This window comes from Amycolatopsis sp. CA-126428 (assembly GCF_002904335.1).
Classification (GTDB): domain Bacteria; phylum Actinomycetota; class Actinomycetes; order Mycobacteriales; family Pseudonocardiaceae; genus Amycolatopsis.
On record NZ_PPHF01000074.1, the window covers coordinates 505,984 to 525,709 of the forward strand.

Here is a 19,726-nt window from a genome sequence, read left to right on the forward strand (position 1 = left end):
GAGGAGACCGATGACCCTGGACCGCATCACGCCGCGCAAGACCCGCGTCGGACTCGTCTCCGGCGGGCTCGGCGCCTACTGGCCGCAGTTCCCCGCGCTGCTGCCCCAGCTGGCGGCGTCCGCGCGGCGAGTCTCTTCGCGACTGTCCGAACTGGACTGCGAGGTGATCGACGCCGGGTTCGTCTCGGACGCGGCCGAAGGCGCGGCCGCGGCGGAGCGGCTGCGGGTGGCCGGCTGCGACCTGATCGTCGGCTTCCTCACGACGTACCTGACCTCCAGCATGCTGGCCCCGGTCGCGCAGCGGTCGGGGGCGCCGGTGCTGCTGCTGAACCTGCAGCCCACCGAGGCGATGGACCACGATTCCTTCGACACCGGCGCGTGGCTGGCCTACTGCGGCGCCTGCCCGCTGCCCGAGATGGCCAACGCGTTCCGGCGCCTCGGCGTCGAATTCCGCTCGGTGTCCGGGTACCTGGAGGATCCGCGGGCGTGGACGCGGATCGAGCGGTGGATCAAGGCCGCGGGCGTCCGGGCGGCCCTGCGGCACGGCCGCCACGGCCTGCTCGGGCACCTCTACCCGGGCATGATGGACGTCTCGACGGACCCGACCCTGGTGTCGGCCCAGCTCGGCGGGCACGTCGAGATCCTGGAGGTCGACGACCTGCGGGTGCGCGTGGAAAAGGTCACCGACGACGAGACCGCCGCCCGCGTCGCGCTGGCCCGTGACGTGTTCACTGTGGACGAGTCCGTCGTGGACGAAGACTTCGCCTGGGGCGCCCGGGTTTCGGTGGCCCTCGACCGGCTCGTCGACGACTTCTCGCTGGACTCCCTGGCCTACTACCACCGCGGCCTCGACGGGGAGACGCACGAACGCGTCGGCGCCGGGTTCATCCTCGGCGCGTCCCTGCTCACCGCGCGCGGCATCCCGGCCGTCGGCGAGTACGAGCTGCGGACGTCCCTGGCCATGCTGGTCATGGACCGCCTCGGCGCCGGCGGCTCGTTCACCGAGCTGCAGGCGCTGAACTTCCGCGACGGCGTGGTCGAGATGGGGCACGACGGCCCGGCGCACCTCGGGATCAGCGCCCGCAAGCCGCTGCTGCGCGGCCTGGGCGTCTACCACGGCAAGCGCGGCTGGGGCGTGTCGGTGGAGTTCGACGTCAAGCACGGGCCGGTGACGCTGTGCGGGCTCGGCCAGCGCCGCGACGGGACGTTCACGCTGATCGCGTCCGAAGGCACCGTGGTGCCCGGCCCGCTGCTGCGGATCGGCAACACGACCTCCCGCGTCGACTTCGGCTGCGACCCGGGGGAGTGGACCGACGCGTGGTCGGCCGGCGGCATCGCGCACCACTGGGCGCTCGGCACCGGCCACCGCGTCGCCGAGCTGACGGCCGTCGCGGACCTGCTCGGCCTGGAGCTGACGGTGGTCCGCCCGTGAAGCGAGTCGCGGCCGTCGATCTCGGCGCGTCCAGCGGGCGCGTGATGGCCGGGACGGCCGGTCCGTCGCTGCTGACGGTCGAGGAGGTGCGGCGCTTCCCGAACGGCGGCGTCCGCGCGGGGCCGGCGCTGTACTGGGACATCCTGGGCCTGTACCGCGAGACCCTGGCCGGGATCCGCGAAGCCGGGCGCCTGGACGGCATCGGCATCGACTCCTGGGCGGTCGACTACGGGCTCCTGGACGAGCGCGGCGCGCTGCTCGGCAACCCCGTCCACTACCGCGACTCGCGCACCGACGGCGTGCCTTCCCGGGTGGCCGGATCGGTCTTCCCCCGCGAGCTCTACGACATCACCGGTGTCCAGCAGCTGCCGTTCAACACCCTTTACCAGCTGGTGTCGGAAGGCGACCGGCTCGAGGCCGCGTCGGCGATGCTGCTGATCCCGGACCTGCTCGGCTACTGGCTCACAGGCTCGATCGGCGCCGAGCGGACGAACGCGTCGACGACCCAGCTGTACGACGTCCGCGCGCGGACCTGGGCCACTTCGCTGGCTTCGCGCGTCGGCATCCCCCCGCGGCTGCTCCCGCCGCTGCGCGACCCGGGGACGGTGGTGGGCACGGCGGACGACCTGTCCGGCCTGCCGGTGGTGGCGGTCGGCTCGCATGACACGGCGTCGGCGGTGGTCGCGGTCCCGGCGGCCCCGGGGACGAACTTCGGGTACATCTCGTCGGGCACGTGGTCGCTGGCCGGGCTGGAACTGCCGGCTCCGGAGCTGAGCGACGCGGCCCTGGAAGCGAACTTCACGAACGAGGGCGGCGTCGACGGTACGATCAGGTTCCTGCGCAACGTGATGGGCCTGTGGGTGCTGTCGGAGACGCTGCGCACGTGGTCGTGCCCGGAGGACCTCCCGGCGCTGCTGACCGCCGCGGCTTCGGCACCCGCGCTGGCCGCGGTGGTGGACATCGACGACCCGGCCTTCCTTCCCCCGGGCGACATGCCGTCCCGCATCGAAGCGGCCTGCCGGGCGACGGGCCAGCAGCCACCCGCCACCCGGGCGGCGGTGGTCCGCTGCATCGTGGACAGCCTGGCGCTGGCCCACCGCCGGGCCATCCAGGCCGCGGCCCGCGTTTCCGGCCAGCAGGTCGACGTGATCCACCTGGTGGGCGGCGGAGCCCGCAACGAGCTGCTCTGCCAGTCGACGGCGGACGCGTGCGGCGTACCGGTCCTGGCCGGCCCGGTCGAGGCGGCGGCGCTGGGGAACGTGCTGGTCCAGGCCCGAGCGTTGGGGGAGGACCTGCCGGATCTGGCGGCGATGCGGGCTTTGGTGCGCGAGACGCAGGAAATCCGCCGTTACGAGCCATCGGGCCGCGCGAACTGGGCGGCGGCGGAAGCCCGGCTGCCCGGCTGAGGTCGCCTGAGTCCGGTGCGTGCCTTGCTTCCTACAGCCAGCCGCGCTCGTCCGCCATCCGCACGGCTTCCACCCGGTTCCGCGCCCCGGTCTTGGCGATCGCCGCCGACACGTAATTGCGTACGGTTCCCTCGGACAGGTACAACCGCGAGGCGATCTCCGCGATCGTCGCCCCGCTTCGCGCCGTGATGAGGACGTCGCGCTCGCGGGCCGTCAGGGGTGACTCGCCCGCCGCCAGCGTGGCCACCGCCAGGGCCGGGTCCACCACCCGCTCGCCGCCGCGGACCCGGCGGATCGCGTCGGCGAGCACGTCGGCCGGGGCGTCCTTCACCACGAACCCGGCCGCGCCCGCCTCGATCGCGCGCCTGAGGTACCCGGCCCGCCCGAACGTCGTCAGCATGACGATCCGGCAGTCCGGTACCTGCGCCGTCAGCACCGCCGCGGCCGCCAGCCCGTCCAGGCCGGGCATCTCGATGTCGAGCAGGGCGACGTCGGGCCGGTGCTCGCGTGCCGCCGCGACGACCTCGTCCCCGCGGCCCACCGAGGCGACCACCTCGAAGTCGTCCTCGAGGGCGAGCAGCGCGCACAACGCCTCCCGGACCAGCGCCTGGTCGTCGGCCAGCAGCAACCGGATCGTCATACCGCCACCCGCAGCCGCCACCCGTGCGGGTGCAGCGGACCCGCCGAGAAGTGCCCACCGGCCGCGAGGACGCGCTCGCGCAGCCCGGCGAGCCCGGAACCCCCGCTCGCGATCCCGCCCACGCCGTCGTCGACGACTTCCACTGTGGACGGCGAGAGCGTCACCGAGCACCGCGTCGCCCGCGCGTGCCGGGCCACGTTGGTGAGGCCCTCCCGCACCACCCAGCCGAAGAGTTCCTGGTGCGCCGGGCCGACGGCGTCGGTGGCCGTCGGCAGGTCCGCGGCGACCCCGCACGCGCGCAGCAGCTCACGCCCGCGGGCCAGCTCACCGGCCAACGTGACCTCCCGGTAGCCCGACACCGCGGCGCGCACGTCGGTCAGCGCCTGCCGTGCCAGCGTCTCGACGGCCGCCATCTCCTCGCCCGCGCGGGCGGCCTCGGCCGTGACCAGCCGCCGGGCCAGGGTGCTCTTCACCGTGATCGCGGTCAGCGAGTGGCCGAGCAGGTCGTGCAGGTCCCGCGCGATCCGGGTGCGTTCGGCCTCGGAGGCCAGCCGCGCCACCTCGGCGCGGGCCTCGACGAGCGCGGTGTTGGCCCGATCGCCTCGGCGAACACCGTCACCACCAGCACGGTGAACACGAGCGCGACCGCCTGCGTCCACCCCGGCCCGCCCGGCCACGGCCCGGCGACGGCCGCGAGCGCGGAGACGGCCACCAGCGCGATCCCGGCGCGCCGCGGGAGCCTCGGCACGGCGAGGGAAAGAACGACGGCGGCGAGGAAGAAGGCGTCGGCGTGGGCGAACGGGATCGCGGCGACGAACAGCACGGCGCATCCGCCGACCAGGAGCCAGAACGGCCGCACGGCCCGGCGTGCCGCCGCGGCCGCGGCAAGGAGGTACCCGACGGCGAACGCGGCCACGACCAGGCACCCGGCCAAAGCTTTCGAGGAATGCTGCACCACGGCCGCCGCGGTGACGGCCGGGTAGACGAGCATGCCGGCGTCGAGCAGCCGCAGCCGCCAGCCGCGCACCCAGCGCTGCACATCCCTCGTCCCGTCCACCACCGGCACGCTACCGGGCCCGCAGTCGCCGGCCGTTGACCAGCACGGTCACCCCGAGCAGCAGGAGCCCGCACGCGGCCTGCTCGATCCGCAGCCACAGCGGGAACAACCCGGGCCACGCGACGATGACGGCGATGGCCACCAGCATCACCGCCGAGACGATCCGCAGCCGCAGCAGTCCCTTGCGCGAGCCCCGGGCGGCGCTGCGAGCGAACGCGAACGTCAGCAGCGAACTGGCGACGACGAGGGTGGCGCGCACCCAGACCGCGTCGGTCACCATCGCGGGGTGGTCCCGGAACAGGACGATCACGCCGAAGGTGAGGACGGAGAGCGCGGCGTACGCGCCGGTCAGCAGCAGTACCGGCCGGAAGCCGGCGGTTTCGGTTCTGGTCATGCCGGAAATGCTCGCCGCGCGGATCCCCGGCCGGCAGTGCCGTCCCGCACCGGCCGCCCGTGACATTTGTCAGCGCACATTTGTCAGCAGCACAGGGAGAGCGCTCTCACAGCGTGCTAGAAAGGACTGGTGACGACGCAGCCGCCCACCCTGGAGGACGTCGCGCGGGTCGCCGGCGTCTCCCGCGCCACGGTGTCCCGCGTGGTGAACAGCGTGCGCAACGTCGACCCGAAGCTGCGCGAGACGGTCGAGCGCGCCATCGCCGACACCGGGTACGTCCCGAACCGCGCGGCCCGCTCGCTGGTCACCCGGCGCACCGGCGGGATCGCGCTCGTCGTGTCCGAACCGGAGCGGCACGTCGAGGCCTTCACCGGCGGCGTGTTCGGCGACCCGTTCTTCGGCCGGGTCGTCGAAGGCGTGCTCGCGCACCTGCGCCCGCAGGGGCTGCACCCGCTGCTGATGCTCGTCGACAACGACGAAGAGCGCGAGAAGCTGGTGCCGAAGCTGCGTCAGGAGCAGGTCAGCGGCGTGCTGCTGATCTCGCTGCACCCGGCGGAAGACCCGCTCCCGCGCACGCTGACCGGCGCCGGCGTGCCGACGGCGTTGTTCGCGCGCCCGGGCCGTCCCGCGCCGGTCTGCTACGTCGACGTCGCCCACCAGGACGGCGCCCGGCTCGCGGCCGGCCGGCTCGTCTCGCGCGGCTGCCGTCGCGTCGCCACGATCGCGGGCCCGGCGGGCACCCCGGCGGGGCAGGACAGGCTGGCCGGCTTCCGCGACGCGATGGCCCGCCACGGTCACGCGTTCGTGGCGGTCGCCGAGGGCGACTTCACCGAGCAGGGCGGCGAACGGGCGATGGAGCGCCTGCTCGCCGAGGACCCCGAGCTCGACGGGCTCTTCGTGGCCAACGACCTGATGGCGTACGGCGCACTGACGGTGTTGCGCGAGGCCGGCAAGCGGGTCCCGGACGACGTGGCGGTGGTCGGCTTCGACGACAGCCGGGTCGCGCTCAGCTGCCGGCCCCGGCTCACGACGGTCCGGCAGCCGGTCGAGGCGATGGGCGCGACGATGGCCCGGATGGTGCTCGACCGCATGGCCGACCCGTCCCTGCGCGCCGAGTCGGTGATCTTCGACCCGGAACTGGTGGTCCGGGACTCGGCCTGACCGCTAGGTTCGGCGGCATGCTCGAAACCCAGCGGAAACCCGTGCCGCGCAACGACGGCGGCGAGCTCGACACCGCGACGGCGTTCCTGGCGTTCGCCCGCGAGAGCGTGCTCAAGAAGACCGACGGACTGACCGAGGAGCAGCTGCGCCGGGTCCTGGTCGGCTCGGGCACCACGCTGCTCGGCCTCGTCCACCACCTGACCTTGGCCGAACGGGTCTGGTTCGGGCACCACATCGCGGGCGGCCCGGACCCCGGGGACGTCGGGATGGTCGTGCCGGAGGGACGCACCGTGGCCGAGGTCCTGGCCGGCTACCGCGAGGCGATCGAGGAGAGCGACGCGGCGATCCGGGCCGCCGGGCACCCGGACGCACCCTCGGCGGTGTCGATCGACGGCAAGTTCCACACCCTGCGCTGGGTGCTGACCCACATGACGAGTGAGACCGCCCGCCACGCGGGCCACGCCGACATCCTGCGGGAGCAGCTCGACGGGGTGACCGGCCGCTGATCTGTCCGGGACAGGTTCCGCTCATTGGTCTGGACATCGGCCGATTTCCTGTGCTCAGCTTTCCAACGTTGTAACGCCGCCGAGTCCCCTTCACCGGAACGGAGTTCCGCCGTGCGGAGCAGAACAGCGAGAACCATCCGGCGGGCCTGCGCGCTCGCCGTCGCCGGGAGCGCCGTCGCGGCGGTGGCCGTCGCGACGCCCGCCGTGGCCGGGCCCGCGAGCCAGACCGTCACCGCCGGGAACGCCCGCTTCCAGGTGCTGTCGCCGACCCTGATCCGCACCGAGTACGCGGGCGACGGCCGCTTCACCGACGCCGCCACCTTCAACGCCGTCGGCCGCGGCGCCTTCCCGTCCACGCCGTACACCAGCACGGTTTCGGGCGGCGTCCTCACGATCAAGACCAGCGCGACGACGTTGACCTACCGGCTGAACTCCGGGCCGTTCGACGGCGGCAACCTCGAGTTCCGCACGACCGCCGGCGCGACCCCGGTGCTGGCGGCCCCCTGGCACCACCTGACCTGCGCGGCCGGCGCCCGGTGCGAGGCCGAAGACCTCACCACCGACGGGCTCGGCGTCGCGACCGACCACACCGGCTACACCGGCGAAGGCTTCCTCGCCGGCTTCGAAAGCACCGGGAACTCGGTGACGGCGGACGTCCTGGCGCCCACCGCGGGGACGTACTCGGTGACCGCCCGCTACGCCAACGGCCAGGGCGGCGACGGCCAGCACGTCACGCGCACCCTGACCGTCTCGGTCGACGGCGGCGCGGCGCAGAAGCTCACCCTGCCCGTGACGGCCGACTGGAACGCCTGGGCCCTGGCCTCGGTCCCGGTCACCCTCGCCGCCGGGCACCACAGCGTCCGCCTCGAGCGGACCGCGGCCGACTCCGGCAACGTCAACCTCGACGGCCTGGCCGTGCTGACCGCCGGTGCGGCCTTCCCGCCGGCCTCGGCGCGCGCGTTCACCGGCTGCCCGGCCGGGACGAGCTGCGAGGCCGAAGCCGGCCTGCGCTCGGGGTCCGCCGTCGTGGCGACCGACCACACCGGCTACGCCGGGCGCGGGTTCGTCGCCGAGCTCAACCGCGGCTCGGCGCTGACCCACCGCGTCTCGGACGTCCCGGCCGACGGCACGTACCTGCTGCACGTCCGCTACGCCAACGGCACCGGCGGCGACGGCCGGCACGAGACGAGGACCGCGCCGGTCACCGCGAACGGCGTCACCCGCACGCTGACGCTGCCGATCACCGACAACTGGGACGCCTGGAAGAGCGCGTCCGTGCCGGTGGACCTGAAGGCGGGCACGAACGACGTCGTCCTCGGCTGCCCCGAGGACACCAGCTGCCACGTCAACGTCGACACCGTCGCCGTCACCCCGGCCGGGGGCACGGCGCCGCCGCCGCACCTCGCGCTCGGTGGCTACCGGCGCGGTCTCGACGGCGTCAACGGCGACAACGGCGCGCCGTCGACCACCGAAGGCCTCCTGCACCAGGACGGCTGGTACCTGCTCGACGACACCGTCTCCGCGCTGTACGACACGCGGACCCGCGCGGTGACGCAGCGGCCGGCCCACGGCGGAAACCCCTACCAGGACGGGTACCTCTTCGCGTTCGGCCACGACTACAAGGCCGGGCTGCGTGACCTCGCGACCCTGACCGGGCCGCCGCAGCTGCTGCCGCGCTGGGCCTACGGCGTCTGGTACTCCGAGTACATCGACCGCACCGCGGCCGACTACCGCGACACGATCCTGCCCCGGTTCCGCAGCGAAGGCGTCCCGCTGGACGTCCTGGTGACCGACACGGACTTCAAGGCGCCGGACACGTGGAACGGCTGGCAGTTCGACACCGCGAAGTTCCCCGACCCGGCCGGCTTCTTCGCCTGGTCGAAGGCCCAGGGCCTGCACAACAACCTCAACATCCACCCCAGCATCATGGGCTCGGACCCGCAGTTCGCCCGCGCCCAGGCGACGGCGAAGGGCAAGCTGGTCAAGTCGGGCTGCGGTACCGACTGCTACGTCTTCGACTGGGGCGACCCGGACCAGCTCAAGGCCTACCTCGACCTGCACGCCGGGATGATGAAGCAGGGCAACGACTTCTGGTGGCTCGACTGGTGCTGTGACGCCTCGCGCTCGAGCCTGCCCGGCGTGACCCCGGACGCGTGGATCAACCAGCAGTACGCCGATCTCGCCGCGCCGGCGACCGGCCGCGGGTTCGTCATCTCGCGGGCGTACGGCTCGCTGCAGGCGGGCGGCTACGGCGGCCCGACGGGGCTGGCGACGGGGCCGTGGGCGGACAAGCGCAGCACGCTGCACTTCACCGGCGACACGTCCTCGACGTGGGGAACGCTGCGGATGGAGGTCGGCATCACGCCGGCGGAGTCGGCGGCGACCGGCATGTCGGCGATCAGCCACGACATCGGCGGCCACAACGACACGACGGGCCTGCGCGGCAGCGAGACCTACACCTCCGGCGGCCAGCAGCACCAGACGGCCAAGCTGCCGGACGACATGTACGCGCGGTGGGTGCAGCTGGGCACGTTCCAGCCGATCGACCGCCTGCACAGCAACCACAGCGACCGCCTGCCGTGGCAGTACGGCGACGCGGCCAAGGCGTCGGCGACGAAGTTCCTGAACCTGCGCGAAAACCTGGTGCCCACCACCTACACGCTGGCGCAGGAAGCGGCGACGACGGGTGTCCCGGTGGTGCGCCCGACGTACCTGGAGTACCCGGACGAGCCGGCCGCGTACACGGCGGCCCAAAGCGAGTACTTCTACGGGCCGGACATGCTGGTCGCCCCGGTGACCACCCCGGGCACGTCGGCGACGACGTCGGTGTGGTTCCCGCCGGGGCAGTGGACGGACTACTTCACCGGCAAGACCTACGCGGGTGGCACGACCCAGCAGGTGACGTCCGACCTGGGCACGATGCCGGTGTTCCTCCGCGCGGGTGGCATCACGGCCACGCGGACGGCCGACGTCGCGAACGACGTCCAGAACCCGCTGGACCGGGTGACGGTGACGGTGGCGCCGGGTGGCTCCGGGAAGTTCTCGCTGTATGAAGACAACGGCGTGTCGTCGTCGCGTTCGTCGTCGACGAAGATCGCCTACAGCGAGTGCTACGGGACGCACACGGTGACGGTTTCGCCCGCACAGGGCTCGTTCCGGGCGGCACCCCGCGAGTGGACGGTGAAGTTCCTCGGCGTGTCGTCGGCCCCGAGCCGGGTGAAGGTCGGCAACGGCTGGGCGCCGTCGACGGCGTGGAAGTGGGACGCGGCGACGAAGACGCTGACCGTGACCGCCCCGGCCCACCCGGGCCCGGTGACGGTCATGTACTGAGCCTTCCGGAGCCGGAACTGCCGTCGAGGCCACGGATCCCGTGGCCTCGACGGCTCGTCTCATGCGGTCTTCGGGAGCAGCTCGCCTTGCCGGGTGCCCTCGGCGCCGACCTCCCGGGCCAGCTCACGGGTCTCCGCGTCCGCGCCCGAGGCCTGTTCACCTCCGGCCAGTACGACGAGCTGCGCGGCGTGCGCCCGCAGCAGCGCGACCAGCCGCCGGTCGAACCCGGCATCCCGATCGCCGCGCAACGCGACCAGATCGGCCGCCGTGACCATGCCCGGCATCCGGTGTCCGCTGTGGACGTCGCTCGCCGGCAGCCCCGCCCGGTCGCGGACGGCTCGCACCCGGGCCAGCAGCCGTTCCTGAGATCCCGCGCAGGCGTCGGCCGCCGAGCGGACCGCCGCACTCGCTGTGTGCTCCGGCGCCAGCCGGGCGGCGGTCACGGCGTTCTCCGTCATCGGCACCACCAGCTGCAGCCAGGCCACGTCCGTCGGGTTGAACGCCGCCCGGTTGACGGCGGCCTGGGTGATGGCCGCCGGGGGACCGGCCGGGGCGGTGGTGGCGCATCCGCCCATGGTCAGCGCCACCACCGCCACGGCCCCCAGGGCCCGCCGTCTCACGGACGGCCGGGCAGCCGGTAGTTCGGCCCGAGCACGCTGCCGCGATCCGGCTTGTACAGGTCGAACCCGCGCGGGTCGCACTGCAGGCCGCCGTTGATGCAGTGCTTCACCAGCGCGGCCAGCGTCTCGGGGTCCCACGCGTTGAAGAAGTCGTAGTGCCACGAGTACCCGCGCCCGCTGGCCAGGTGCACGCCGGACATGTCGCCGCTGACCGGGAACGCCATCTTGAACTCCAGCATCGGCACGGCCACCGGGTGGTCGGCCGGGCACGTCAGCGTCGCCCGGTCCGGGTACGCCACGTGGCTCTTGTGGTCGGCCGAGTCCAGGTGGACGCCGTCCCAGCAGCTCGGCGCCTGGTAGCGGATGTTGAGCTGGCTGCCCTCCACGCAGTGCACGGGGACGTCCCAGTTGTGGAAGCTGTCCCCGCACTCCCAGCCCTCGATCGCGCCGGGCGCGTGCTGGAACTCGTCCTGCGTCGCCGTGACGCTCCCGGCGACGTACCGCAGGCCGGGCGGGAACGGCACCACCTTGGTGTAGTCGAGGATGCCGGACTTGTAGTAGACGACCTGCGCGAAGTTCGGCAGCACCACCTGGTTCCCGTTGTAGACCGTCGGGAACCAGTACGCCGACAGGTCGTCCGGCGCGATGCAGGTCGTGTTGCCGACGCCCGCGCCCTGCAGCGACTGCAGGGTCGTGGCCGCGTTGGTGGTCTTGTTGCCGAGGAACGTGTGGTCGTGCGAGGCGCCGGGCAGCCCGGGGAAGACGATCGGGTCGTCCGGCTGGTGGTGACTGGGGGAGCAGTTGACCTGGAACTCGTGGTGGGTCACCAGGTCGTCGGCCCCGGCGGGCGACCAGGTGGCCGCGGTCAGGAAGGCGCCTGCCAGCACGGTGGCGGCGGTGCAGGCGAGGAGCGCGGCTTTTGTTGCCAAGGGTCCTCCACGGTGAGGGTGCCAAGGATGGGAGAGCGCTCTCCCACAGCATGCGCAGCTGGGTGCGAACCTGTCAAGGAGTACCCGATTCGCCGTCCGGACAGTCATTGTCGGGTTTTCGGGCGATCCTTGACAGCGCGGGGCCGCGTGCCCAACCATCGAGCGCACTGGAGAGCGCTCTCCGAGCGCCGTCCCCTTGTCGTACGGGAGTCATCGTGGACCGACCGTCGCTCCTCCGTGCCGTCCCGGCGCTGGTGGCCCTGCTGGTGCTGGGCCTGCTCGCCGCCCCGTTCCCGGCGCACGCCGCCACGCTGCTTTCCCAGGGCAGACCCGCGACCGCGTCGAGCAGCGAGGGGGCGGGCACACCGGCGTCGGCGGCCGTCGACGGCGACCCCGGCACCCGCTGGTCGAGCGCCTGGAGCGACCCGCAGTGGCTTCAGGTCGACCTCGGCGCTCCCGCCGACATCAGCCAGGTCAGCTTGAACTGGGAAGCCGCCTACGCCACCGCCTACGAAATCCAGGTTTCCGACGATGCCGGTACTTGGCGGACTGTATACAGCACGACGACAGCGGTCGGCGGTATACAGAATCTCGTCGTTACCGGCCATGGCCGTTACGTGCGTTTCTACGGCACCCACCGGGTCGGCGGCTACGGCTACTCGCTGTGGGAGTTCCAGGTCAGCGGAACGCCGGGGACGCAGGGCGGTCCCGGCGTCACCAGGGTGACCGGCACGCAGGGCAGCTGGCAGCTGACGGTCGACGGGATACCGTGGACCGTCAAAGGACTCACCTGGGGCCCGCCGGTGAGCGAAGCGGCCGCGCGGATGCCCGAACTGCACGCGATCGGCGTCAACACGGTCCGCACCTGGGGCACCGACGGCACCACCCAGCCCCTGCTCGACGCGGCCGCGGCCAACGGCCTCAAGGTCATCAGCGGCTTCTGGCTGCAACCCGGCGGCGGCCCGGGCAGCGGCGGCTGCGTCGACTACACCACGGATACCGCATACAAGAACACGATGCTCGCCGAGATCCAGAAATGGGTTAATGCCTACAAAACCCACCCCGGCGTGCTGCTGTGGAACGTGGGCAACGAGTCGATCCTCGGGATGCAGAACTGCTACTCCGGCACGCAGCTGGAGCAGAACCGGATCGCCTACACGCGTTTCGTCGACCAAGCCGCGCAGGCGATCCACGCGATCGACGCGAACCACCCGGTCACCTCGACCGACGCCTGGACCGGCGCGTGGCCGTACTACAAGGCGTACGCACCGACCCTCGACCTCTACGCGGTCAACTCCTACGCCCACGTCTGCCAGGTGAAGCAGGACTGGCTCGCGGGCGGCTACTCGAAGCCGTACGTCATCACCGAAACCGGCCCGGCCGGTGAGTGGGAGGTGCCGGACGACGTCAACGGCGTGCCCGCCGAACCGGCCGATCAGCAGAAGCGCGACGGTTACGTCAGCGCCTGGAACTGCGTGCTGGCCCACCCGGGAGTGGCGCTCGGCGCGACGCTCTTCCACTACGGCACCGAGGGCGACTTCGGCGGCGTCTGGTTCAACATCACCACGGGCAACGAGAAGCGGCTCGCCTGGTACGCCGTCCGCAAGCTCTACAGTGGACAGACCGGCGGCAACACCCCGCCGGTGATCGCGTCGATGAACCTCAGCCGCGTCACCGACGTGCCGGCCGGCAGCACGTTCACGATGACGGCCGGAGTGTCCGATCCGGACGGTGATCCGATCACCTACACGATGGGCTACAACAGCAAGTACATCAACAACGCCGGCGGCCTGATCCCGGCCTCGTTCACCGGGACCGGGACGTTCACCGTCACCGCGCCGCAGCAGCCGGGTGTCTGGAAGCTCTACCTCTACGCCCGGGACGGCCACGGCAACGTCGGCATCGAGACGCGCTCGCTGCGCGTGGTGGCCTCGCGGTGACTGCCGGTGGGTCTCGGCGAGGCTTCTCATGACGGGCGTGGTGGTCCCTCGGTCTCTCGGTGCCGGAGGACCACCACGCTGTCAGCCCTCGGCGAGGCAGAAGAGGTGTCCTTCCGGGTCTTGCAGGACGGTCCAGTCGCCGCCGCCCGGCTGGAAGTCCGGCTTGGTGGCGCCGAGGGTCAGGAATTCCTCGACGGCGCCGGCGAGATCGCCGACGCGCAGGTCGAGGTGGGCGTGCTTGGCGGCGTCCGGCCAGGCGGGGCCGCGGTAGCCCGCGACGCGCTGGAAGCCGAGACCGACCGGGCCGCCGCCGAGCTGGACGGTGTCGTCGTCGGTGTAGGTGACTTCCCAGCCGAGTGCCTTGGCGTAGAAGGCGGCGAGCGCGGCCGGGTCGGCGCAGTCGAGGACGACGGTGGTGAGTTCAGCGGGCACGGAGGGTTCCTTTCGCCGGGCTTTTCGTCGGGTGGCAGCCTGCTCGCGGTCCCGGGGCGCGGTCTTGAAGATCCTTGCGGGCCGGAAAGTGTCGTACCCCCGGCGTACCGTCCGGGTCGTGCTTGAGGCAGTCGAAGTGGTGGCCCGCCCCGGGTTTTCGGTGAGCGTGGTCCGGTGCGCCGACGACCACACCGGCTGGTCGCCGGCGGAGGTGTCGGCCGGCCACCGGATGGTGCTCGTGCGCCGGGGCCGGTTCCGCAGGAAGGTCCGCGGCGTGATCGCGGACGCCGACCCGACGTCGGCGTACCTGGCGGGCCCGGGCGACGAAGAACGCTTCGCGCACCCGGCGGGCGGAGACATCTGCACGTCGGTGGAGTTCGGCGCGCGGTTGTGGCGCCGCCTCGCGGGCGACCGACCGGGCCTACCGACGGTGTACGTCGACGGCGCGCTCGAACTCGCCCACCGCCACGTGGTGGCGTCGGCGGCCGACCCGGACTACGCACTGGCGGAACAGTTGCTGACACTGGTGCGCGGCGCGATCACCCAGGCGACGCAGGCCCCGACACCGGCATCGCCGGCTCGTGGCGACGACCGCGCAGTGGTGGCCCGGGCCCGGGAAGCGATCGTGGCGGACGACCCGGCGGCGGCCGGGCTGTTCCCGCTGGCGGAGGCGCTGGGGGTGTCGCCGTATCGGTTGAGCCGCGCGTTCCCGCGTGAGGTGGGTGTTTCGCTGACGCGTTACCGCAACCGGGTCCGGGTGAGCCGAGCCCTCGAGCGGCTGGAGGCGGGGGAGCGGGAGCTGGGAGTGCTGGCGGCGGACCTCGGCTTCGCCGACCAAGCCCATTTGACCCGCACGGTCCGCGAGTACACGGGGGCACCACCGGGAGCAATCCGGCGGCTGCTGGCGCGCTGAGGTGAGTGGTCGGCGGCGGGGCGTGGGCGCCGGCGGCGGCACAGTCCGCGCGGAGGAGCCGCAAGTGTCGAGCAGCAGCGACATCACGCAGAGTGGCCGGATGGGGGAGACCGGACGAGGCGCAGTCGCGAGAAAGGCTGCGCAGGAGGCGAAATGGCAAGGAGGGGCGGCGCAGGCGGTGGGGCTAGGCGCGTGGTCACCCCCAGCGGCCACGTGAGTCACCCGCGGGCCGCTGCGCCACCCCGGGCCGGTGTCACGTTTGCGAAACACCGGTCCGGAGTATCGTAGTCTTTCCGGCACAGGCTGTGTCAAGTTTTCGGAACAGCTACCCTGTCCGGTGTCACGTTTCATGGCTGCAGGTGGTGTGTGGTGAGCGAAGAGCGCAGTTTCGCCGAACGGCTGGCGCACCTGATCGCGACCGTGCACCCGCCGGACCGCAAGCCCTACTCCTACCGGGAGATCGCGCACGGTGTCGCCGAGCAGACCGGTGTCACCATGTCCGCGACCCATGTCCAGCAGCTGGCCGTCGGCGCGCGCAAGGATCCGAAGCGCTCGCACATCCAGGCGCTCGCCCAGTTCTTCGGTGTCCCGGTGACGTACTTCTTCGACGACGAGGTCGCCGGGCAGGTCGACCAGCAGGTCGAGGACGTCGTGGCGTGGCGGGACAGCGAAGCCCGGAACCTGGCGCAGCGAGCCATGCGGCTCTCGCCGCGCGATCGCGAAACCGTCACCGCGCTGCTGGATCAGCTCGGCAGCTACGACGAGACCCGGCGTCGCACCGGCCGGCGGCGGAAGCCGGAGTGACTGCGGCCGGCTCGGCTACGATGACCTCGTCCGTGTTCGCGCCCCGGTGCACCCGGCTGGCGCCCGGTGACCGGGGAGGACCCATCGACGAGCGCGGCCTGCCGGCCCTCCGCGACCGGGCACGCGAGCGCGTGCGGACGGTGCTCGCCGCCGTCCCGCTCCCGCGGCCGTGGTCGATGAACGCCTGGGTCGACGGCCTCGAAGCGTGGCGGGGCCGCGAGATCGACCTCGTCCCGATCGCGTACCGGCCTGGTCAGCCGTCCGGTGCGTGGCAGGCCCGCCCCGGCTACGACCTGATCGCTTACACCGAACGAACGTCGGCGCTGCACCAGGACCACATCATCGCCCACGAGCTGGCCCACATGCTGTGCGCGCACACCGGGACCTGCCTGATGTCGGAGGCCGAGGCCGCCGAGCTCGCGCCGGACCTGGCGCCGCGGGCGTTGTCGCACCTGCTCACGCGCGTCACCACCGGGACCGAAGAGTACGAGGCCGAGCTGATCGCCGTCCTGCTGATGAGCGCGGCGACGAGCGAGCCACCCGCCGTTCAGCCGGGCGCGTCCGGCCGAGCGGCGGATCAGGCTAGGCGGCTGGCCGCACTCCTGGGATAGTCGCGTCCCGTGATCGACATACTTTTCGTCGGAGTGGGGCTCTTCGCCCTGTTCGCCGGAATCTGGCGAGCGGCCCGCGCGCGACGGACCGGCGCGGGCGCGGGCCTGGCCGTCTCGCTCATCGCGCTCGGCGCAGCGTTCTGCTTCCTGTCGAACCGGGCGCAGCAGTTCGAAAGCGAGCTCTACCCGAGCCTCGGCCGGCTGCTGTCGAACCTGGCGACGATGGTCGCGGCCTACGGCATCGGCCTGACGGTGGCGGAGATCAGCGGCACCCGCGACCGGGGGCGCCGCACCCGGCTGGTCGCGCTCGGCGTGGCGTTGACGGTGCTGGTGGTGACGTTCTTCAGCACTCCGGGCCTGCCGCGCGGCATCGGCCTGTTCGACGAGCTGTACCGCACGCACCCGACGCTCGTGGTCTACGTCTTCACCTACACCGTGTACCTGGGTTTCGCGGTGCTCGACATCGGTTTCGTGGCGGCGGTGACGATCCGGGCGAGCGGGGGAGCGCTGCGCGCCGGTCTCGCGCTGTTGCTGCTGGCGTCGGCGTTCGCGGTGGCGTATCTGGGCGGCAAGGTGGCCGGGACGATCCGCGCCCTGCAGGCCGAGCACCCGGTCAAGGCGTTGTGCCGCGGACCGTTCTCGACGTTGCCGTGCGCGCTGGACGTCGGATTCCCGGCGGTCTCGGTGCTGCTCATCGTCGTGGGCCTGACGATTCCGGCGGTCCCGGGCCTGGCGGCATCGCGCCGTGACGCGCGAACGCTCCGCCTGCTCCGGCCGCTGCGCGCCCACCTGACGCGCCGGTTCCCGGAGATCGCGCGCCTCGATCCGGCGGGGTCGTCCCGCCGGGAGCGTCTGCTGACGGCGATGAGCGAGACCAATGACGGCTTGATCCTGGCGGGCGCGACTCCGGACCTGGCCCCGGCGACGGTGGCGAGGCTGGTGCGGGACCTGCCGGACGAGCCGTCCGAGACGGAGCCGTCCACCGCGGCAGCGGAACCGTTCGCCGCGGACGTCGCCCGGCTGCGCGCGATCGCCCGCGCGTACCGGAAGCTCGCGGGAACGACGGCGGCCGAGACCACCCGTCCGTGACGGTGGCGCCGCTCACCCGGCGAAGGGTGCCTCCAGCCGCGGCTCCCAGCCGCGGTCCGTGAGCGCCACCAGCTGCAGCGCCTCCGCACGATCGGCCAGCGGCAGCAGCGGCCGCACTTCCCCGGCCACTCGTTCGAGAGCGTCCTCGGAACCGCCCATCGCGACCGTCAGGTGCGGGGCCGGGCGCGGACCGAACCGCCCGCCGTACGGCCGGACCTCCGGCCACCGGGCACAAACCGCATCGGTGATCGCCTGCAGGGCCGGGGCCGCGAGAGCCACGAACCCCGGCGTCACCACCAGCTCCGTCAACCGGACTTCCGGCGGGGGCGCGGTGGCCGCCACGGCGCGAACGTCCGCCAAGACCTCGTCGGTCAGCGAAGCATCCGGCAAGAAGGGGTACAGCGCCGTCACGTGGGCAGGCACGCCCGGACGGACCAAGGCGGGATCGACCCGCCGGGCCGCGGCCAGCGCGGGCTCGGCGGCGGGCAGCAGGATGAGCAACGCGGTGGTTCCGGGTGCGGGCACCTCCGCATCATGGCAGTCAGGCGGCGGCGACCGCCGGGAACCGGGCGGACCGGGCCAGCGCCAGGCTCCGCCGGCACAGCTCCACCAGCTCCTGGTTGGCCCGGCTGTGCGGGATCGCCCCGCACAGCCCGCACCGGATGGTGACCTCGCCGGCCAGCTCGTCCACCGCGACCAGCGCCTGGTGGTCGCAGCGACGGCACCACCGGTACCCGATGGCGGGGTTCGTGTGCACCGGCGACGCCACGCAGTCGTGCAGCCAGCGGTGGTGCGTCCGGCACGTCACGCGGTCGGTCGGATCCAAGCCACCGGCGTCCTCCACGTGGTCTTCGTGCGCCAGGGTCGCCGCCAGCAGTGGGTGCCGCGGTGCTGACGGCCGGTCTTCCGGATCCGGGCCGCCCTCCGCGTGGTGGTCGCCGCATCGGCACTTCTCGGTCATGTCGCCCCCAGTGGTCGGGTTGTGCGTTGCCTCGAGTGTGAGCGGGGCAACAGCGTGCCGACAACCGGAAAAAAGCGCAGTTTCGACCGGCGGCACGTCACCCGCGGTAGGCGGATGAGCGGACTTCGGCGCGCGGGTATGCGAACATATGTTCTATGACCGACGAGGGGCCCATCCTGCACGCCGACCTCGACTCGTTCTACGCGTCGGTCGAACAGCGCGACGACCCCGCGCTGAAGGGCCGGCCGGTGATCGTCGGCGGCGGGGTCGTGCTCGCCGCGAGTTACGAGGCCAAGGCCTACGGCGTGCGCACCGCGATGGGGGGCGCGCAGGCCCGCCGGCTGTGCCCGCACGCGGTCGTCGTGCGGCCGCGGATGTCGGCGTACCTGGCGGCCAGCCGGGCGGTCTTCGAGGTCTTCCACGACACCACGCCGTGGGTGGAAGGCATCTCGATCGACGAAGCGTTCCTGGACGTCGGAGGGCTGGCCAGGATCGGCGGGCGGCCGAGCCACGTCGCCGAACGGCTGCGCACCGCCGTCGCCGAGCGGGCGGGGCTGCCGATCACCGTCGGGGTGGCGCGGACGAAGTTCCTCGCCAAGGTGGCCAGCCGCGTCGCCAAGCCCGACGGCCTGCTCGTCGTCCCGCACGACGGCGAGCTGGCCTTCCTGCACCCGCTGCCGGTTTCGGCGCTCTGGGGCGTCGGCAAGGTCACCGCCGAGAAGCTGCGGGCGCGCGGCATCACGACCGTCGGCCAGCTGGCCGCGTCCGAACACGTGGACCTCGTCGGCCTGCTCGGCCGGGCCGCCGGATCGCACCTGCACCACCTGGCGCTCAACGACGACCCGCGCCGCGTCGAGCTCGGCACGCGGCGGCGCTCGATCGGCGCCCAGCGGGCCCTCGGGCGTGGCCGGCGGACCCCGGCCGAGCTCGACGTCGTCCTGGTCGCGCTGATCGACCGGATCGCCCGCCGGTTGCGCGCGGCCCGCCGCGTCTGCCGGACGGTGACGATCCGCCTGCGCTTCGCCGACTTCTCCCGCGCCACCCGTTCGCACACGCTGACCGACCCGACCGCCGGCACCGGCGTGCTGCTCGCCGCGGCGCGGGAGTTGCTCGTCGCCGCGCTGCCGCTGATCGCCGACCGCGGGATCACCTTGCTGGGCGCGGCGCTGTCCAACTTGGCCGACGACAACCCGTTCCAGCCTGCTCTGCCGTTCGAACGGCAGCGGGCGACCGAGCTGGATACCGCGCTCGACGCTGTGCGGGACCGGTTCGGGAAGGCGGCGGTCACCCGTGCGGTGTTGCTCGGGCGGCCGGACGATCTCGAAGTGCCGATGTTGCCTGACTGAGGTTTCCCGGCAGCCTCCGCGGAGTTCGTGGCGGGTGATGACGAGGGCCGCTCGGCGGATGCGGTACCGCGTGGCGCAGTTCCGCCGCCGATGGGTGGCCGGCCACGATTTGCGATCCGGCGCGAATCCGCCGAGCGCTGGCAAAGGCGCGGCAA

The 19,726-nt window shown here is 72.7% G+C and carries 20 protein-coding genes; 11 read left to right on the top strand and 9 right to left on the bottom strand.

Annotation, left to right across the window (positions count from 1 at the left end; genetic code table 11):
• The first annotated feature begins 10 nt into the window (after positions 1–10).
• Positions 11–1,432 (top strand): L-fucose/L-arabinose isomerase family protein, encoded by a 1,422-nt coding sequence (locus tag C2L58_RS20670; protein ID WP_103339234.1) that lies wholly within the window; start codon positions 11–13, stop codon positions 1,430–1,432.
• Between the two features lie 44 nt (positions 1,433–1,476).
• On the top strand, positions 1,477–2,838 hold the full coding sequence (locus tag C2L58_RS20675; RefSeq protein ID WP_103339433.1) for a rhamnulokinase: 1,362 nt from the start codon (positions 1,477–1,479) through the stop codon (positions 2,836–2,838).
• 31 nt (positions 2,839–2,869) lie between these two features.
• Here C2L58_RS20675 and C2L58_RS20680 read toward each other — a convergent pair whose 3' ends face one another.
• The 4 genes from C2L58_RS20680 to C2L58_RS20690 are packed head-to-tail and all read right to left on the bottom strand — an operon-like array spanning position 2,870 to position 4,929.
• Positions 2,870–3,478 (bottom strand): response regulator transcription factor, encoded by a 609-nt coding sequence (locus C2L58_RS20680; RefSeq protein ID WP_103339235.1) that lies wholly within the window; start codon positions 3,476–3,478, stop codon positions 2,870–2,872.
• Positions 3,475–4,038: a sensor histidine kinase gene (locus C2L58_RS50490; RefSeq protein ID WP_233225818.1), complete on the bottom strand. Its 564-nt coding sequence runs from the start codon at positions 4,036–4,038 to the stop codon at positions 3,475–3,477. The genes C2L58_RS20680 and C2L58_RS50490 overlap by 4 nt, the downstream gene beginning before the upstream one ends.
• A complete protein-coding gene (locus C2L58_RS50495) occupies positions 3,963–4,517 on the bottom strand; it encodes a hypothetical protein (protein ID WP_233225819.1) in 555 nt (184 codons plus the stop codon). The genes C2L58_RS50490 and C2L58_RS50495 overlap by 76 nt, the downstream gene beginning before the upstream one ends.
• A 28-nt stretch (positions 4,518–4,545) precedes the next feature.
• On the bottom strand, positions 4,546–4,929 hold the full coding sequence (locus C2L58_RS20690) for a hypothetical protein (protein ID WP_103339236.1): 384 nt from the start codon (positions 4,927–4,929) through the stop codon (positions 4,546–4,548).
• A 129-nt stretch (positions 4,930–5,058) separates the two neighbouring features.
• On the opposite strand from C2L58_RS20690, the gene C2L58_RS20695 reads away from it, so the two are divergent.
• The 3 genes from C2L58_RS20695 (at position 5,059) to C2L58_RS20705 (ending at position 9,926) form a co-directional block, all read left to right on the top strand.
• The gene (locus tag C2L58_RS20695) at positions 5,059–6,090 is read left to right on the top strand and encodes a LacI family DNA-binding transcriptional regulator (protein ID WP_103339237.1); all 1,032 of its coding nucleotides are present in this window, start codon (positions 5,059–5,061) and stop codon (positions 6,088–6,090) included.
• Positions 6,091–6,107: 17 nt separating this feature from the next.
• The gene (locus C2L58_RS20700) at positions 6,108–6,596 is read left to right on the top strand and encodes a DinB family protein (RefSeq protein WP_103339238.1); all 489 of its coding nucleotides are present in this window, start codon (positions 6,108–6,110) and stop codon (positions 6,594–6,596) included.
• Positions 6,597–6,707: 111 nt separating this feature from the next.
• Positions 6,708–9,926, top strand: coding sequence for a TIM-barrel domain-containing protein (locus C2L58_RS20705; RefSeq protein ID WP_103339239.1), 3,219 nt, complete (start codon positions 6,708–6,710; stop codon positions 9,924–9,926).
• A 59-nt stretch (positions 9,927–9,985) separates the two neighbouring features.
• Here C2L58_RS20705 and C2L58_RS20710 read toward each other — a convergent pair whose 3' ends face one another.
• Together C2L58_RS20710 and C2L58_RS20715 are read right to left on the bottom strand one after the other, a co-directional pair.
• Positions 9,986–10,546 (bottom strand): DUF305 domain-containing protein, encoded by a 561-nt coding sequence (locus C2L58_RS20710; RefSeq protein ID WP_103339240.1) that lies wholly within the window; start codon positions 10,544–10,546, stop codon positions 9,986–9,988.
• Positions 10,543–11,475, bottom strand: coding sequence for a DUF1996 domain-containing protein (locus tag C2L58_RS20715; protein ID WP_103339241.1), 933 nt, complete (start codon positions 11,473–11,475; stop codon positions 10,543–10,545). Before C2L58_RS20715 ends, C2L58_RS20710 begins: the two co-directional genes overlap by 4 nt.
• Positions 11,476–11,690: 215 nt before the next feature.
• Here C2L58_RS20715 and C2L58_RS20720 point away from each other — a divergent pair, with 215 nt between their 5' ends.
• Complete coding sequence (locus tag C2L58_RS20720) at positions 11,691–13,415, top strand: discoidin domain-containing protein (RefSeq protein WP_103339242.1); 1,725 nt, start codon at positions 11,691–11,693, stop codon at positions 13,413–13,415.
• 81 nt (positions 13,416–13,496) lie between these two features.
• Here C2L58_RS20720 and C2L58_RS20725 read toward each other — a convergent pair whose 3' ends face one another.
• Complete coding sequence (locus tag C2L58_RS20725) at positions 13,497–13,847, bottom strand: VOC family protein (protein WP_103339243.1); 351 nt, start codon at positions 13,845–13,847, stop codon at positions 13,497–13,499.
• Between the two features lie 88 nt (positions 13,848–13,935).
• Here C2L58_RS20725 and C2L58_RS20730 point away from each other — a divergent pair, with 88 nt between their 5' ends.
• The 4 genes from C2L58_RS20730 (at position 13,936) to C2L58_RS20745 (ending at position 17,264) form a co-directional block, all read left to right on the top strand.
• Positions 13,936–14,760, top strand: a complete 825-nt coding sequence (locus tag C2L58_RS20730) for a helix-turn-helix domain-containing protein (protein ID WP_103339244.1) — start codon at positions 13,936–13,938, stop codon at positions 14,758–14,760.
• A 369-nt stretch (positions 14,761–15,129) separates the two neighbouring features.
• Positions 15,130–15,564, top strand: a complete 435-nt coding sequence (locus tag C2L58_RS20735; RefSeq protein WP_103339245.1) for a transcriptional regulator — start codon at positions 15,130–15,132, stop codon at positions 15,562–15,564.
• A 32-nt stretch (positions 15,565–15,596) separates the two neighbouring features.
• Positions 15,597–16,175: a hypothetical protein gene (locus C2L58_RS20740; protein ID WP_233225821.1), complete on the top strand. Its 579-nt coding sequence runs from the start codon at positions 15,597–15,599 to the stop codon at positions 16,173–16,175.
• Positions 16,176–16,184: 9 nt separating this feature from the next.
• Positions 16,185–17,264: a hypothetical protein gene (locus C2L58_RS20745; protein ID WP_103339247.1), complete on the top strand. Its 1,080-nt coding sequence runs from the start codon at positions 16,185–16,187 to the stop codon at positions 17,262–17,264.
• A 12-nt stretch (positions 17,265–17,276) separates the two neighbouring features.
• On the opposite strand, the gene C2L58_RS20750 is transcribed toward C2L58_RS20745, so the two are convergent.
• Positions 17,277–17,789 (bottom strand): 2'-5' RNA ligase family protein, encoded by a 513-nt coding sequence (locus C2L58_RS20750; RefSeq protein WP_233225822.1) that lies wholly within the window; start codon positions 17,787–17,789, stop codon positions 17,277–17,279.
• 16 nt (positions 17,790–17,805) lie between these two features.
• On the bottom strand, positions 17,806–18,225 hold the full coding sequence (locus tag C2L58_RS20755; protein WP_103339248.1) for a hypothetical protein: 420 nt from the start codon (positions 18,223–18,225) through the stop codon (positions 17,806–17,808).
• A gap of 155 nt (positions 18,226–18,380) precedes the next feature.
• Between C2L58_RS20755 and dinB the strand changes: the two genes are divergently transcribed.
• Positions 18,381–19,571 carry a DNA polymerase IV gene (gene dinB, locus C2L58_RS20760; protein ID WP_103339249.1) on the top strand — a complete coding sequence of 397 codons (1,191 nt, stop codon included), beginning with the start codon at positions 18,381–18,383 and terminating at the stop codon, positions 19,569–19,571.
• Positions 19,572–19,726 lie beyond the last annotated feature (155 nt).